This window comes from Streptomyces ambofaciens ATCC 23877 (assembly GCF_001267885.1).
GTDB lineage: Bacteria > Actinomycetota > Actinomycetes > Streptomycetales > Streptomycetaceae > Streptomyces > Streptomyces ambofaciens.
In genome coordinates this window covers 5,636,631-5,649,647 of sequence record NZ_CP012382.1, presented here as the reverse complement: position 1 = coordinate 5,649,647, position 13,017 = coordinate 5,636,631, and the positions used below count along the sequence as shown (strand labels likewise).

Genomic DNA, 13,017 nt, shown 5'->3' with positions numbered 1-13,017 from the left:
AGTGCATCTGAAGTCTTTGGAGTGACCCGTGGCTGCCAACTGCGACGTCTGTGGCAAGGGGCCGGGCTTCGGCAACAACATCTCGCACTCTCACCGCCGTACGCCCCGTCGCTGGAACCCGAACATCCAGCGCGTGCGTACCGTGGTCGGCGGGACGCCGAAGCGCGTGAACGCTTGCACCTCGTGCATCAAGGCCGGGAAGGTCTCGCGCTGACGCGTCACAGCTGAGCGCGCGGCCACTGCCTGGTCCGCTGCACAAAGCCGGTCCACCTCGTGTGGGCCGGCTTTCTGCCGTTCCCGGACGGGCCGGGGTCCCGCCGCGACGGCTGAGCCGCGGCCGCCTTCCGGTCGACCGGCGCGGCCCCCTCGGCCGGGTCGCGAGGCAGGCCGCACCGGGCGTCACACCGAGGAGGCGTCCCGCCCGAGTGCCCACCCGTGGTCGACCGGTCCGATGCCGCCGCCGAGCGCGAAACCGGCCTCGATGGCCCCGGTGACGTACGCCTTGGCCGCCTTGACCGCCTCCGGTACCGGCTGCCCCTTGGCCAGCCCGCAGGCGACGGCCGACGCGAGGGTGCAGCCGGTGCCGTGCGTGTGCCGGTTGTCGAGGCGCGGGGCGCGCAGCCAGTGCTCCTGCGAGCCGTCGGTGAGCAGGTCCACGGCGTCCCCGTGCAGGTGACCGCCCTTGATCAGCGCCCAGCGCGGACCGTACTCCAGGACGGCCGCCGCGGCCCGGCGCAGATCGGTGTCCGACTCGACGTGCACGCCGGTGAGTTGGGCGACCTCGTCGAGGTTCGGCGTGGCGACGGTGGCGACCGGCAGCAGCTTGGTGCGTACGGAGTCCAGGGCGGAGGCGGCGAGCAGCGCGTCCCCGTGCTTGGAGACGCCGACCGGGTCGACGACCGCCGGGGCGTCCGTGCCGCCGATCAATTCGGCGACCGTCTCGACCAGTTCCGCGGAGGAGAGCATGCCGGTCTTGACCGCCTGGACGCCGATGTCGTCCACGACACTGCGGTACTGGGCCCGCACGGCGTCCACGGGCAGCTCCCAGGCGCCCTGCACACCGAGGGAGTTCTGCGCGGTCACCGCGGTGAGCACGCTCATGCCGTGCGTGCCGAGGGCGAGCATCGTCTTGAGGTCGGCCTGGATGCCGGCGCCGCCGCCCGAGTCGGAGCCGGCCACGGTGAGGACCAGGGGCGGCCTCACGCCTCGACCTCGTCCCCGAAGTGGTCCCAGCCGCCCTTGCTGGTCCAGGGCGCCCCGTCGACGGTCACCTGGGGCAGCGCGGAGGGGTTGAGGACCTCGCCGATGACCTTCCAGCGGGCGGGCAGTTTCACGTCCGGCGGGAAGGTGGCCACGATCGCGTGGTCCTCTCCCCCGGTGAGCACCCACTGCATCGGGTCGACGCCGACGGCCTGGCCGATGTCGTTCATCTGGGACGGGATGTCGATCTGGCCGGAGCGGACGTCGATCCTGACCTTGCTGGCCTCCGCGATGTGCCCGAGGTCCGCGATGAGTCCGTCGCTCACGTCGCACATCGCGGTGGCGCCGAGCCCCGCGGCGGCCGGACCCGCGTGGTACGGCGGCTCGGGACGCCGGTGGGCCTCGACGAAGGCGCGCGGCGAGCGGAAGCCGCGGGACAGCACGGCGAAACCGGCCGCCGACCAGCCGAGCCAGCCGGTCACCGCGACGAGGTCGCCGGGCTGGGCACCGCCCCGGGTGACGGGCTCCTGGTTGCGCAGGTCGCCGAGCGCGGTGATGGAGACGGTGATCGTGTCGCCGCGCACCACGTCGCCGCCGACCACCGAGGCGCCCGCGACCTGGCACTCGTCGCGCAGTCCGTCCATCAGCTCGGTCGGCCAGGTCACCGGCAGTTCGGCGGGCACGACCAGGCCGAGCAGCAGCGCGGTCGGCACGGCGCCCATGGCGGCGATGTCGGCCAGGTTCTGCGCCGCCGCCTTGCGGCCCACGTCGTACGCGGTGGACCAGTCCCGGCGGAAGTGCCGCCCCTCGACGAGGATGTCGGTGCTGGCCACCACCCTGCGGTCGGGCGCGGCCACCACCGCGGCGTCGTCGCCGGGGCCCACCCGGACCGCCGGGGTGGTGGTGAGACGGGAGGTGAGCTCCCTGATGAGCCCGAACTCCCCGAGCTCACCAACAGTGCCCTTCATCGCCTTGGCTCCCCTTCTGTCCCTGTCCGTGCCCGGTCGCGCGTCATCTCTGTCCTCGTTACGGTCGAAATGACCGTCACCGCGGTCGGCGTGCTCGTCAACTCGTGTCCTTGCGGCACCACGGCACGCGAGGCCGCCACCCCGCGGGTCTCCCCGCGGAGAGCGGCGACGCGATACCGTGGCGTTCCTTTTCCCCACATGATCCTCGTGGCCGCTCTGGAGGTTCCGTGGTACAGGCGTACATCCTGATCCAGACGGAGGTCGGCAAGGCGTCGACCGTCGCCGAGACGATCAGCAAGATCCCTGGGGTGATCCAGGCCGAGGACGTGACAGGACCCTACGACGTCATCGTGCGCGCGCAGTCCGACACCGTCGACGACCTGGGTCGCATGGTGGTCGCCAAGGTCCAGCAAGTGGACGGCATCACTCGTACTCTGACCTGTCCGGTCGTTCATCTCTAGCCCCCTTCCGCCCGCTCGCTCCGCACCGCTGATCGCCGCCGTCGGCTGCTCCTCAGCAGACGACAGCGAGTCGGCGGCGGTTCCCGTCCCGGGCGCGTCGGTCGCCGGTTGTGGCGGAACGCGGACAAGACACTGCCACCTGCGGACAGCGGGCGGCCGGCTGGGGAAACCCGCTGATCATACTGCGAGAAGGCGACCCCCGAGGGGGTCGCCTTCTCGTCGTGCACGGGCCGGGAGCGGTCAGCGCAGCCCTGTGGACCGCCGCAGCGCCGCCTGGACCAGCCGGTCCACCAGCTCCGGGTAGCTCACGCCGCTCGCCTGCCACATCTGCGGGTACATGGAGATCGGCGTGAAGCCGGGCATGGTGTTGATCTCGTTGATCACGAACTCGTCGTCCTCGGTGAGGAAGAAGTCCGCGCGCACCAGCCCTTCGCAGGAGGCCGCGTCGAACGCCGCCACGGCGAGCCGCTGGATCTCGGCGGTCTCCTCGGGCGTGAGCGGTGCGGGCACGACGCCGGGCGTGGAGTCGATGTACTTGGCCTCGAAGTCGTAGTACGCGTGCTCCGAGGGCGGCGGGATCTCCGCGGGGGCGGACGCCCGGGGACCGTCCTCGAACTCCAGCACCCCGCACTCGATCTCCCGGCCGCGCAGCGCCGCCTCGACCAGGATCTTCGGGTCGTGGCGCCGGGCCTCCTCGATCGCCTCGTCGAGTCCGGCGAGGTCGTCGACCTTGGTGATGCCGATCGAGGAACCCGCGCGCGCGGGCTTCACGAACAGCGGCCAGCCGTGCTCTCCGGCGAAGTCCACGATCTTCTCGCGGGCGCCGGAACGGTCCTGCTCCCACTCCCGCGGACGGATCACCACGTACGGACCGACCTTCAGCCCGTAGGAGGCGAACACCGCCTTCATGTACTCCTTGTCCTGGCCGACGGCCGAGGCGAGCACGCCCGAGCCGACGTAGGGCACGCCGGACAGCTCCAGCAGGCCCTGGAGCGTGCCGTCCTCGCCGTACGGGCCGTGCAGGACGGGGAAGACGACGTCGACCTCGCCCAGCGCCTTGGGCACCGAGCCGGGTTCGCTGTAGACGACTTCGCGGTTCGCGGGGTCGACGGGCAGCAGCACGCCGCCCTCGGTCGACTCGGCCAGCTCCTCGACGTCGGGCGTGCGGCGTTCGGTGATCGCCATGCGCTCCGGCTCGTCGGCGGTCAGGGCCCACCGGCCGTCGCGGGTGATGCCGATCGGCAGGACGTCGTACTTCGTCCGGTCGATGGCCGCGAGGACGGCGCCTGCGGTGACCACGGAGATCCCGTGTTCGGAGCTGCGCCCGCCGAACACGACGGCCACACGCGGCTTGCGAGGCGGCTGCTCCGGGCTCTGCTCGGGGCTCTGGGGGAGGTTCTCGGTGCTCATATCGCGTTGAGAGTACCCGCCCCCAGGGCCGCGAGACAGCGTCGGCGGGGCCGCGTGGCGCGGGCGTCGCCCGGGTGCCTCGGTGCTGTCGCTCAGCGTCGTTCCGGCATCGCTCAGCGTCGTCGCGGCCCGCTCGCCGCCGTTCCGGTGGCGCTAGCCGCCGTTCCGATGGCGCTCAGCGCCGTTCCGGCTTGGCGCTGCGCGACATCAGCTCCTTGAGCGCGACCACCGGAGGCTTGCCCTCGTGCACGATGCCGACGACCGTCTCGGTGAGCGGCATGTCGACGCCGTGCCTGCGGGCCAGATCCAGCACGGACTCGCAGGACTTGACACCCTCGGCGGTCTGCTTGGTGACCGCGATCGTCTCCTGGAGGGTCATGCCCTTGCCGAGGTTGGTGCCGAAGGTGTGGTTGCGGGACAGCGGCGAGGAACAGGTCGCCACCAGGTCGCCGAGCCCGGCCAGTCCGGAGAAGGTCAGCGGGTCGGCGCCGAGGGCGACACCGAGGCGGGTGGTCTCGGCGAGACCGCGCGTGATGAGCGAGCCCTTGGCGTTGTCGCCCAGGCCCATGCCGTCCGCGATGCCGACGGCCAGCCCGATCACGTTCTTCACGGCGCCGCCCAGCTCGCAGCCGACGACGTCGGTGTTGGTGTACGGGCGGAAGTACGGCGTGTGGCAGGCGGTCTGGAGGCGCTGGGCGACGGAGTCGTCGGGACAGGCGACCACGGCCGCGGCCGGCATCCGGGCGGCGATCTCCCGGGCCAGGTTGGGTCCGGTGACCACGGCGATGCGTTCGGCGCCGACCTTCGCCACGTCGTCGATCACCTCGCTCATCCGCATCGCGGAGCCGAGTTCGACGCCCTTCATCAGGGACACCAGGATCGTGCCGGGCGCCAGCAGGGGCGTCCAGTCGGCGAGGTTGGCGCGCAGCGTCTGGGACGGGACCGCGAGGACCGTGAAGTCGGCGTTCCGCGCGGCCTCGGCGGCGTCGGTGGTGGCCCGCAGGTTGGCGGGGAGCTCCACCCCGGGCAGGTAGTCCGGGTTGGTCCGGGTGGAGTTGACGGCGTCGGCGAGTTCGGCGCGGCGGCCCCACAGGGTGACGTCGCACCCCGCGTCGGCGAGGACCATGCCGAAGGCCGTGCCCCACGATCCGGTACCGAAGACGGCCGCCTTGACGGGGTTGCTCACGTGCTCTGCCCTTCTGCCTGCTGCCCGTGCGTCGGTGCCTGTACCGCCCGTGTCTGGACCGCCCTCGTCTGGGCCTGCGTGCGGCGGCGCTGCTCGATCCGCTCACGGCGCGGGTCGTAGGGCGTGTCGGGGGCCTTCTCGCCGCGGATCTCCTCCAGCTGGCGGGTGACGGCGGCCATGATGACCTCGGTCGCCTCCTTCAGCACGTCCGCGGTCATCTCCTGGTCGTAGAAGCGCGACAGGTCGACCGGCGGGCCCGCCAGCACGCGATGGGTCTTGCGCGGGAGGAGGTTCGGCTTCCTGGCGTACGGCGGCAGCAGTTCGTTGCAGCCCCACTGGGCGACCGGGATCACCGGGCACTTGGTCTGCAGGGCGACGCGCGCGGCACCGGTCTTGGCGGTCATCGGCCAGCCGTCCGGGTCGCGGGTCAGCGTGCCCTCGGGGTAGAAGGCGACGCACTCGCCGCGCTCCACGGCGTCGATCGCGGCGCGGAAGGCGCTGAGCGCGTCCGTGCTCTCGCGGTAGACGGGGATCTGTCCGGTGCCCCGCATCGCGGCGCCGACGAATCCCTTCCGGAAAAGTCCGCTCTTCGCCAGGAATCGCGGGACGCGGCCGGTGTTGTACTGATAGTGCGCATACGCGAAGGGGTCGACGTGCGAATTGTGGTTCACGGCGGTGATAAATCCACCGTCGGCCGGCATGTTCTCCATTCCCCGCCAGTCCCGCTTGATCAGAACCACCAGCGGAGGTTTGCAGATCACCGCGGCGAAGCGGTACCAGAAGCCGATTCTGCGGCGGGGCACGCTGACACCTTTCCTCCATGGCCTGGGGCCGGACAAGTGTCGCCCCGGGCCGCCCGTCTGTCGAGAACACCGTACGCCCCGGCGAGTGAACCGCCGGGTCTCCCAGGTGACAATGGCGGCGACGAGAGAAGGACGGAACGCTCGTGCAGTGGACCTTGGTCGTACCCGTGAAGCCCCTCGCCCGGGCCAAGAGCAGGCTGTCGGACACCGCGCACGACGGGGTTCGGCCCGGCCTCGCGCTCGCCTTCGCGCAGGACACGGTGGCGGCCGCGCTCGCCTGCCCGGCGGTGGCGGGTGTGGCAGTAGTCACGGACGACGCGCAGGCGGGACGGGCCCTGGCGGAACTGGGCGCCGGGGTCGTTCCGGACGAGCCGGGCGACGGTCTCAACGCCGCCCTGGCGCACGGGGCGGCGTTCGTCCGTGCGGCACACCCCAGAAGCCCGGTGGCCGCGCTCAACGCCGATCTCCCCGCACTTCGCCCGGCGGAATTGACGCGGGTACTGACGGCGGCCGCGCAATTCCCGCGCGCTTTTCTCCCGGACGCGGCCGGAATCGGCACGACCCTGCTGGCCGCCGCACCGGGCCGCGAATTGGCCCCCGCTTTCGGTACGGATTCCCGGGCCCGTCACCGCGCGTCCGGCGCCGCGGAACTGCGCCTCGACTCGGTGGATTCCGTACGGCAGGACGTCGACACCGGCGACGATCTGCGCGCCGCGCTGGCGCTGGGGGTCGGGCCCCGTACGGCCGCGGTGGCGGCGCGGCTGCTGATCGTCGGGCAGTAGGCTGCGGGCATGCAGGCGACCGCGTACACGTACGACCCCGAGAGCCGCAGCGGGCAGGTGCTGCTGGACGACGGCACGCCGGTGCCCTTCGACGCGGCGGCGTTCGACGCGGGGGGCCTGAGACTGCTGCGGCCCGGTCAGCGGGTCCGCGTCGAGAGCGAGGGCGCGGGGGCCGACCGCCGGATCACCCTGGTGACGCTCCAGACCTTCTGAACCTTACGACGGTGGACTCCCACCGGGGCCACCGCCGGCGGGCTGTCACCGGGCTGAGCGCCGGGTCGCCGCGAAGGCGCGCCCGATCCCGGACACGCCGCGGGCCGGACTCCGAGAGGGAGTCCGGCCCGGCGCGTGAGTGCCCTGTGCCCGTTCGCCTGCCGGACGCCGCCGGCCGCGTGCCGCGTGCTGCTACTTCTTGCGGGCGGTGGCCTTCTTGGCGGTGGTCTTGCGGGCGGTCGACTTCTTGGCGGGGGCCTTCTTGGCCGTCGCCTTCTTGGCGGGGGCCTTCTGCGCCGTGGTCTTCTTGGCCGCCGCGGTGGTGGTCTTGGCGGTGGACTTCTTGGCGGGGGCCTTCTTCGCCGTCGCCGTCTTCGCGGCACCCGTGGTCTTCTTGGCGGTGGCCTTCTTCGCCGTCGCGGTCGTCTTCTTGGCCGCGCCCGTGGCCTTCTTCGCGGCGCCCGTGGCCTTCTTGGCGGCGGCCTTCTTGCCCGCGGCCTTGGAGATGGTGGGCGGCGGACCGGACAGGCTGCCCTTGGGGGCCTTCTTGACCGCGATGTCGTTCTTCGGGAGCTTCTTCGAGCCGCTCACCAGGTCCTTGAAGCCCTGACCAGCACGGAAGCGGGGTACGGAGGTCTTCTTGACCCGAACCCGCTCGCCCGTCTGCGGGTTGCGGGCGTAGCGGGCCGGACGGTCGACCTTCTCGAAGGAACCGAAGCCGGTGACCGAGACCCGGTCACCCGCGACCACTGCACGGACGAGGGCGTCCAGGACCGCGTCGACAGCGTCGGCGGCCTGCTGCCGGCCGCCCAGCTTGTCGGCAATCGCTTCTACGAGCTGCGCCTTGTTCACGTCTTCCCCTTCGGAGACATCGCCAGAACGAATCTGTTCAAGCTTTTTCGCACGTTAGGCAGATATATACCGCAAATCAAACACGAAACGGGCTAATCACCCTTGTGCCGCAACGGACTCGGGCGGTCCCGGCCTGTTCAGCCTTCCTCTTCGGGGAATCGCCCCTCGTCGAGGTCCGCGATGAACCGCTCCAGGCGCCTTGCCGCACCGGCGAGATCGTGTTTGGCCGCGGCCGTAATGACCAGCAGCTTCCGGGTCAGCGCCATCCGTACGCCCTCCGGGACTTGCAGTGCGCGCACTCTTGTGTGCGCTTCCTTGAGCCGGACCGCGACCGCCGTATAGAGCTCGAGTTGGCCGTCGTGGTCCATGCACAGATTGTGCCATCTGGGGCGAGTTGTCGCCTGCGCAGGGGGCAACTGCCACCTCGAACGGCCTCCCGGGCACACCCGGAAGCCGCTCCTCCATTCCCTGCCTACCCCAGCAACCACGCCTCTAACGTGGGCCGTTGGCGGACGCAGCCGCCCCACCCGACCGGTTCCGGGCCGGAAAACAGCCGTACCCCCGATCGGTCCGATCGGGGGTACGGCGGGGGTGTCGGGTGGCCGAAACTCGACCTTGCGGGGCCTCCGTGGAGGCCCCGGGCTCACGCCTGGAGGGTCTGCGGCTTGTACGACGGCCGCTTGGCCTCGTACGCGGCGATCTCCGGCTCGTTCTGGAGGGTGATCGAGATGTCGTCCAGCCCGTTCAGCAGCCGCCAGCGGGAGTTCTCGTCCAGCTCGAAGGAGGCGGTGACGCCCTCGGCGCGCACCTCGCGGGCCTTCAGGTCGACGGTGATCTCGGCCTGGGGGTCCCGCTCCGTGAGCTCCCACAGGGCGTCGACGGTGTTCTGGTCGAGGACCACCGTGAGCAGGCCGTTCTTCAGCGAGTTGCCGCGGAAGATGTCGGCGAAGCGGGAGGAGATCACGGTCTTGAAGCCGTAGTTCTGCAGCGCCCAGACGGCGTGCTCGCGGGAGGACCCGGTGCCGAAGTCGGGGCCGGCGACCAGCACGGTCGCGCCCTGCCGCTCGGGCTGGTTGAGGACGAAGGACGCGTCCTTGCGCCAGGCCTCGAACAGTCCGTCCTCGAATCCGTCCCGCGTCACCTTCTTGAGCCAGTGGGCGGGGATGATCTGGTCGGTGTCGACGTTGCTGCGGCGCAGCGGGACGGCCCGGCCGGTGTGGGTGGTGAATGCTTCCATGACTCTCAGACTCCAGCGGGCGTGGGGACGTCGGCGGCGGACAGGTCGGCCGGGGAGGCCAGGTGGCCCAGGACCGCCGTCGCGGCCGCGACCTGCGGCGACACCAGGTGGGTGCGGCCGCCCTTGCCCTGCCGTCCCTCGAAGTTGCGGTTGGAGGTGGACGCGGAGCGCTCACCGGGGGCGAGCTGGTCCGGGTTCATGCCCAGGCACATCGAGCAGCCCGCGTGCCGCCATTCGGCCCCGGCCTCCTTGAAGACCACGTCCAGGCCCTCGGAGACGGCCTGCAGGCCCACCCGCGCGGAGCCGGGGACGACCAGCATCCGTACGCCGTCGGCGACTTTGCGGTCCCGCACGATCTCGGCGGCGGCGCGCAGGTCCTCGATGCGGCCGTTGGTGCAGGAACCTACGAAGACGGTGTCCACCTTGATGGAGCGCAGCGGCTGTCCGGCCTCCAAGCCCATGTACTCCAGGGCCTTTTCGGCGGCGAAGCGCTCCGAAGCGTCCTCGTACGAAGCCGGGTCGGGGACGGCGGCCGACAGCGGTGCGCCCTGCCCCGGGTTGGTGCCCCAGGTGACGAACGGCGACAGCTCGGCGGCCTCGATGACGACCTCGGCGTCGAACTCGGCGTCGTCGTCCGTGCGCAGCGTCTTCCAGTACTCGACGGCCGCGTCCCAGTCGGCGCCCTCGGGGGCGTGGGGGCGGCCCTGGAGGTAGGCGAAGGTGGTCTCGTCGGGGGCGATCATGCCCGCGCGGGCGCCGGCCTCGATCGACATGTTGCAGATGGTCATGCGGGCCTCCATCGAGAGCTTCTCGATGGCCTCGCCCCGGTATTCCAGGACGTAGCCCTGGCCGCCGCCGGTGCCGATCTTGGCGATGATCGCCAGGATGAGGTCCTTGGCCGTGACACCGTCGGGCAGCGCGCCGTTGACGGTGATCGCCATGGTCTTCGGGCGGACCATGGGCAGCGTCTGGGTGGCCAGCACGTGCTCGACCTGGGAGGTGCCGATGCCGAAGGCCAGCGCGCCGAACGCGCCGTGCGTGGAGGTGTGCGAGTCGCCGCAGACCACGGTGGTGCCGGGCTGGGTCAGGCCCAGCTGCGGGCCCACGACGTGCACGACGCCCTGCTCGACGTCGCCCAGCGGGTGCAGCCGGACGCCGAAGTCCGCGCAGTTCTTGCGCAGCGTCTCCAGCTGGACCCGGGAGACCGGGTCCGCGATGGGCTTGTCGATGTCGAGCGTCGGGGTGTTGTGGTCCTCGGTGGCGATGGTCAGGTCGAGCCGGCGCACCGGGCGGCCGCTCTTGCGGAGGCCGTCGAAGGCCTGCGGGCTGGTCACCTCGTGCAGCAGGTGCAGATCGATGAAGAGGAGGTCGGGCTCGCCCTCGGCGCGCCGGACGACGTGGTCGTCCCAGACCTTCTCCGCGAGTGTCCTACCCATCGCTTTCCCTCCGGCCGACGACAAGGCGCCGACCCAACTAGAGATCTGGAGGAAGCAGCGCCCGCACCCCTGTTTCCGGGCAACCGCCGCCAGGCCCTTTCGTCACGGGCCGTTGTGACTTCGTGCCATCAAGAGTGGCGGGTTCCGCGGAAAATTGAACTTGCGTTTCACAGAGTGAGACGGGAGTATCGTTGCATGGACAACAGTAGCGGCGTCGGCGTTCTGGACAAGGCGGCCCTCGTCCTGAGCGCTCTGGAGTCCGGTCCGGCCACCCTCGCGGGGTTGGTCGCGGCGACCGGACTGGCACGACCCACGGCCCACCGCCTGGCCGTGGCGCTGGAACACCACCGTATGGTGGCGCGCGACATGCAGGGCCGGTTCATCCTCGGCCCGCGCCTGGCCGAACTGGCCGCGGCGGCCGGCGAGGACCGCCTGCTCGCCACCGCGGGCCCGGTGCTCACCCACCTCCGGGACGTCACGGGCGAGAGCGCCCAGCTCTACCGCCGCCAGGGCGACATGCGCATCTGCGTGGCCGCGGCCGAGCGCCTGTCGGGCCTCAGGGACACGGTCCCGGTCGGCTCCACGCTCACGATGAAGGCCGGCTCCTCGGCGCAGATCCTGATGGCCTGGGAGGAGCCCGAGCGCCTCCACCGCGGACTGCAGGGCGCCCGCTTCACGGCGACGGCGCTGTCCGGAGTGCGGCGGCGCGGCTGGGCCCAGTCCATCGGAGAGCGGGAGCCGGGCGTGGCGTCCGTCTCCGCGCCCGTGCGCGGTCCCTCCAACCGCGTGGTGGCCGCCGTGTCCGTCTCCGGCCCCATCGAGCGCCTCACGCGCCACCCGGGCCGTATGCACGCCCAGGCGATCATCGACGCCGCCGGCCGGCTCTCCGAGGCCCTGCGCCGCACCGGCTGACTCCTTCTCGTACGCGACCGGGAGCGGGCCCGCCCCAACGCCGCGGCAGGCCCGCCCCGCGCACGCCGAACCGATCGTCGCCGCAGGGGCAGTTGACGTACGGCGAGGACACGCGGAACGCCGAAGGGGGCTCCCGTGTGAACGGGAGCCCCCTCGGGACTCGTACCCCCGACCGGATTCGAACCGGCGCTACCGCCTTGAGAGGGCGGCGTGCTAGGCCGCTACACAACGGGGGCGAGGATCTTGCAAGCGTTGAGTACTACACCGCCGCAGATCCGAGCTGGTCTACCAGGACTCGAACCTAGACTAACTGAACCAGAATCAGTCGTGCTGCCAATTACACCATAGACCAATGTGGTTTAGACCAGTTTGTACCCCCGACCGGATTCGAACCGGCGCTACCGCCTTGAGAGGGCGGCGTGCTAGGCCGCTACACAACGGGGGCCCTAGCGATCCTGCATCGGGGTCGGCGGGAGCTACCCTGACCGTCCCCGCGGGAAGGATCTGTACCCCCGACCGGATTCGAACCGGCGCTACTGCCTTGAGAGGGCAGCGTGCTAGGCCGCTACACAACGGGGGCTTTGCGGATGATCTCCGCGGTGCAGATGAGCTCTGCGAGCTGGCCTACCTGGACTCGAACCAAGACTAACTGAACCAGAATCAGTCGTGCTGCCAATTACACCATAGGCCACTGGAACGCAAGCCCTTGCGGGGCTCTGTTCTAGCTTTGCGCTTCCGGTTCCCGGCCTTTCGGCCCGCTCCCCGGCGGCGCAGGAAGAACATTACCCGAAGGTGGACGGGGCTCCAAAACGAGTATCGGCACCGAGGAGCGCGGGGAGTTCGGAGAGGGAGGCGATGCGGCGCGGTCCGGCCGGCGGGTCGACGGCCGCGTACACGCCGCCGCGGTCGATCCAGACCGAGAGCAGCCCGGCGTCCGCGGCACCGCGGCCGTCGATCTCCGGGTGGTCGCCGACGTAGGCCACCTCGTGCGGCGGGAGGCCGAGGGCGTCGCACGCCGCCAGGAAGGCGCCGGGCTCGGGCTTGGAGACGCCCAGCTCGGCGGCGCACAGGATGGCCTCGAAGCGGTGGTGGACGCCGAGGACGCGCAGCTTGCGGTCCTGGACGACGAGGCTGGAGTTGGAGAGCACGGCGTGCCGGTGGCTCTCGGCGAGGGCGTCGAGGACGGGCAGGACGTCCGGGAAGAGGGACCAGGCGGCCTCGTAGTGCGTGACGTAGCGCTGGAACCAGAGGTCGGCCTCGGTGTCCGTCAGCTCGGGCCGGCCCAGGAAGACGCGGGTGCGGTCGCGCCTCTGTGTGACGAAGTCGACCTCTCCGGACGCGAACCGGCCCCACTGCTGCTCGGTGATCTCCCGCCAGCGCACGAGGGCCTCCTCGGCCGAGCCGTGGCCGGCGAGCAGTCCCTCCGCCACCAGGTGGGCGCGCATGCCCTCACGGTCGGCGGTGGTGTAGTCGAAGAGGGTGTCGTCGACGTCCCAGACCACGGCGCGGATGCTCATGATCCGACGGTAGCGCCGCCGGGCCCGCCGCGTCCGGCCG

The 13,017-nt window shown here is 71.1% G+C and carries 15 protein-coding genes and 5 tRNA genes; 5 read left to right on the top strand and 15 right to left on the bottom strand.

Translation table 11 applies throughout. The annotated features are described in order from the left end of the window. Positions 1-28 precede the first annotated feature (28 nt). Positions 29-214, top strand: coding sequence for a 50S ribosomal protein L28 (rpmB, locus tag SAM23877_RS37830; RefSeq protein WP_004924906.1), 186 nt, complete (start codon positions 29-31; stop codon positions 212-214). A gap of 185 nt (positions 215-399) precedes the next feature. Here the strand turns inward: rpmB and thiD are convergent, their stop codons facing one another. Further along, positions 400-1,203 carry a bifunctional hydroxymethylpyrimidine kinase/phosphomethylpyrimidine kinase gene (gene thiD, locus SAM23877_RS25245; protein WP_053137610.1) on the bottom strand — a complete coding sequence of 268 codons (804 nt, stop codon included), beginning with the start codon at positions 1,201-1,203 and terminating at the stop codon, positions 400-402. After that, positions 1,200-2,168, bottom strand: a complete 969-nt coding sequence (locus tag SAM23877_RS25240) for a thiamine-phosphate kinase (RefSeq protein ID WP_053137607.1) — start codon at positions 2,166-2,168, stop codon at positions 1,200-1,202. The genes thiD and SAM23877_RS25240 overlap by 4 nt, the downstream gene beginning before the upstream one ends. Positions 2,169-2,395: 227 nt before the next feature. Here SAM23877_RS25240 and SAM23877_RS25235 point away from each other — a divergent pair, with 227 nt between their 5' ends. Further along, on the top strand, positions 2,396-2,629 hold the full coding sequence (locus tag SAM23877_RS25235; protein WP_053137604.1) for an Lrp/AsnC family transcriptional regulator: 234 nt from the start codon (positions 2,396-2,398) through the stop codon (positions 2,627-2,629). Positions 2,630-2,869: 240 nt separating this feature from the next. Here SAM23877_RS25235 and SAM23877_RS25230 read toward each other — a convergent pair whose 3' ends face one another. The 3 genes from SAM23877_RS25230 to SAM23877_RS25220 form a co-directional block, all read right to left on the bottom strand. Beyond that, complete coding sequence (locus SAM23877_RS25230; protein ID WP_053137602.1) at positions 2,870-4,039, bottom strand: D-alanine--D-alanine ligase family protein; 1,170 nt, start codon at positions 4,037-4,039, stop codon at positions 2,870-2,872. 175 nt (positions 4,040-4,214) lie between these two features. Then, the gene (locus tag SAM23877_RS25225) at positions 4,215-5,225 is read right to left on the bottom strand and encodes an NAD(P)H-dependent glycerol-3-phosphate dehydrogenase (protein ID WP_053137599.1); all 1,011 of its coding nucleotides are present in this window, start codon (positions 5,223-5,225) and stop codon (positions 4,215-4,217) included. Further along, entirely contained in the window at positions 5,222-6,028 is an 807-nt protein-coding gene (locus tag SAM23877_RS25220) for a lysophospholipid acyltransferase family protein (RefSeq protein WP_053137596.1), read from the bottom strand. The genes SAM23877_RS25225 and SAM23877_RS25220 overlap by 4 nt, the downstream gene beginning before the upstream one ends. A gap of 143 nt (positions 6,029-6,171) precedes the next feature. Here SAM23877_RS25220 and cofC point away from each other — a divergent pair, with 143 nt between their 5' ends. Further along, the gene (gene cofC / locus SAM23877_RS25215) at positions 6,172-6,810 is read left to right on the top strand and encodes a 2-phospho-L-lactate guanylyltransferase (protein ID WP_053137589.1); all 639 of its coding nucleotides are present in this window, start codon (positions 6,172-6,174) and stop codon (positions 6,808-6,810) included. 9 nt (positions 6,811-6,819) lie between these two features. Beyond that, complete coding sequence (locus tag SAM23877_RS25210) at positions 6,820-7,023, top strand: hypothetical protein (RefSeq protein WP_053137586.1); 204 nt, start codon at positions 6,820-6,822, stop codon at positions 7,021-7,023. A gap of 192 nt (positions 7,024-7,215) precedes the next feature. Here SAM23877_RS25210 and SAM23877_RS25205 read toward each other — a convergent pair whose 3' ends face one another. From SAM23877_RS25205 to leuC, 4 genes are all read right to left on the bottom strand, one after another. Continuing rightward, the gene (locus SAM23877_RS25205; RefSeq protein WP_053137583.1) at positions 7,216-7,875 is read right to left on the bottom strand and encodes an HU family DNA-binding protein; all 660 of its coding nucleotides are present in this window, start codon (positions 7,873-7,875) and stop codon (positions 7,216-7,218) included. A 137-nt stretch (positions 7,876-8,012) separates the two neighbouring features. Next, complete coding sequence (locus tag SAM23877_RS25200; protein ID WP_053137580.1) at positions 8,013-8,243, bottom strand: SCO5555 family protein; 231 nt, start codon at positions 8,241-8,243, stop codon at positions 8,013-8,015. Positions 8,244-8,518: 275 nt separating this feature from the next. Next, a complete protein-coding gene (leuD, locus tag SAM23877_RS25195; RefSeq protein ID WP_053137577.1) occupies positions 8,519-9,112 on the bottom strand; it encodes a 3-isopropylmalate dehydratase small subunit in 594 nt (197 codons plus the stop codon). A gap of 5 nt (positions 9,113-9,117) precedes the next feature. After that, positions 9,118-10,548 (bottom strand): 3-isopropylmalate dehydratase large subunit, encoded by a 1,431-nt coding sequence (leuC, locus tag SAM23877_RS25190; RefSeq protein ID WP_053137575.1) that lies wholly within the window; start codon positions 10,546-10,548, stop codon positions 9,118-9,120. 195 nt (positions 10,549-10,743) lie between these two features. Between leuC and ndgR the strand changes: the two genes are divergently transcribed. Then, a complete protein-coding gene (ndgR, locus tag SAM23877_RS25185) occupies positions 10,744-11,460 on the top strand; it encodes an IclR family transcriptional regulator NdgR (RefSeq protein WP_053137572.1) in 717 nt (238 codons plus the stop codon). Between the two features lie 163 nt (positions 11,461-11,623). Here ndgR and SAM23877_RS25180 read toward each other — a convergent pair. The 6 genes from SAM23877_RS25180 to SAM23877_RS25155 all read right to left on the bottom strand — a co-directional run bounded on the left by SAM23877_RS25180 (position 11,624) and on the right by SAM23877_RS25155 (position 12,977). Continuing rightward, positions 11,624-11,696: transfer RNA gene (locus SAM23877_RS25180), tRNA-Glu, on the bottom strand. 44 nt (positions 11,697-11,740) lie between these two features. After that, positions 11,741-11,812: transfer RNA gene (locus tag SAM23877_RS25175), tRNA-Gln, on the bottom strand. Positions 11,813-11,832: 20 nt separating this feature from the next. After that, a tRNA-Glu gene (locus SAM23877_RS25170) sits at positions 11,833-11,905 on the bottom strand. Positions 11,906-11,967: 62 nt separating this feature from the next. Further along, positions 11,968-12,040 (bottom strand) — tRNA-Glu (locus SAM23877_RS25165). Positions 12,041-12,079: 39 nt separating this feature from the next. Next, a tRNA-Gln gene (locus tag SAM23877_RS25160) sits at positions 12,080-12,151 on the bottom strand. Between the two features lie 91 nt (positions 12,152-12,242). After that, entirely contained in the window at positions 12,243-12,977 is a 735-nt protein-coding gene (locus tag SAM23877_RS25155; RefSeq protein ID WP_053137569.1) for an HAD family hydrolase, read from the bottom strand. Positions 12,978-13,017: the final 40 nt, after the last annotated feature.

What these genes read in the sequence shown, in the direction of transcription:
- SAM23877_RS25210 (WP_053137586.1), top strand. Translation starts at nt 6,820, where the DNA reads ATGCAGGCGACCGCGTACACGTACGACCCCGAGAGCCGCAGCGGGCAG.
- leuC (WP_053137575.1), bottom strand. Translation starts at nt 10,548, where the DNA reads ATGGGTAGGACACTCGCGGAGAAGGTCTGGGACGACCACGTCGTCCGG.
- SAM23877_RS25200 (WP_053137580.1), bottom strand. Translation starts at nt 8,243, where the DNA reads ATGGACCACGACGGCCAACTCGAGCTCTATACGGCGGTCGCGGTCCGG.
- leuD (WP_053137577.1), bottom strand. Translation starts at nt 9,112, where the DNA reads ATGGAAGCATTCACCACCCACACCGGCCGGGCCGTCCCGCTGCGCCGC.
- ndgR (WP_053137572.1), top strand. Translation starts at nt 10,744, where the DNA reads ATGGACAACAGTAGCGGCGTCGGCGTTCTGGACAAGGCGGCCCTCGTC.
- SAM23877_RS25240 (WP_053137607.1), bottom strand. Translation starts at nt 2,168, where the DNA reads ATGAAGGGCACTGTTGGTGAGCTCGGGGAGTTCGGGCTCATCAGGGAG.
- SAM23877_RS25155 (WP_053137569.1), bottom strand. Translation starts at nt 12,977, where the DNA reads ATGAGCATCCGCGCCGTGGTCTGGGACGTCGACGACACCCTCTTCGAC.
- SAM23877_RS25230 (WP_053137602.1), bottom strand. Translation starts at nt 4,039, where the DNA reads ATGAGCACCGAGAACCTCCCCCAGAGCCCCGAGCAGAGCCCGGAGCAG.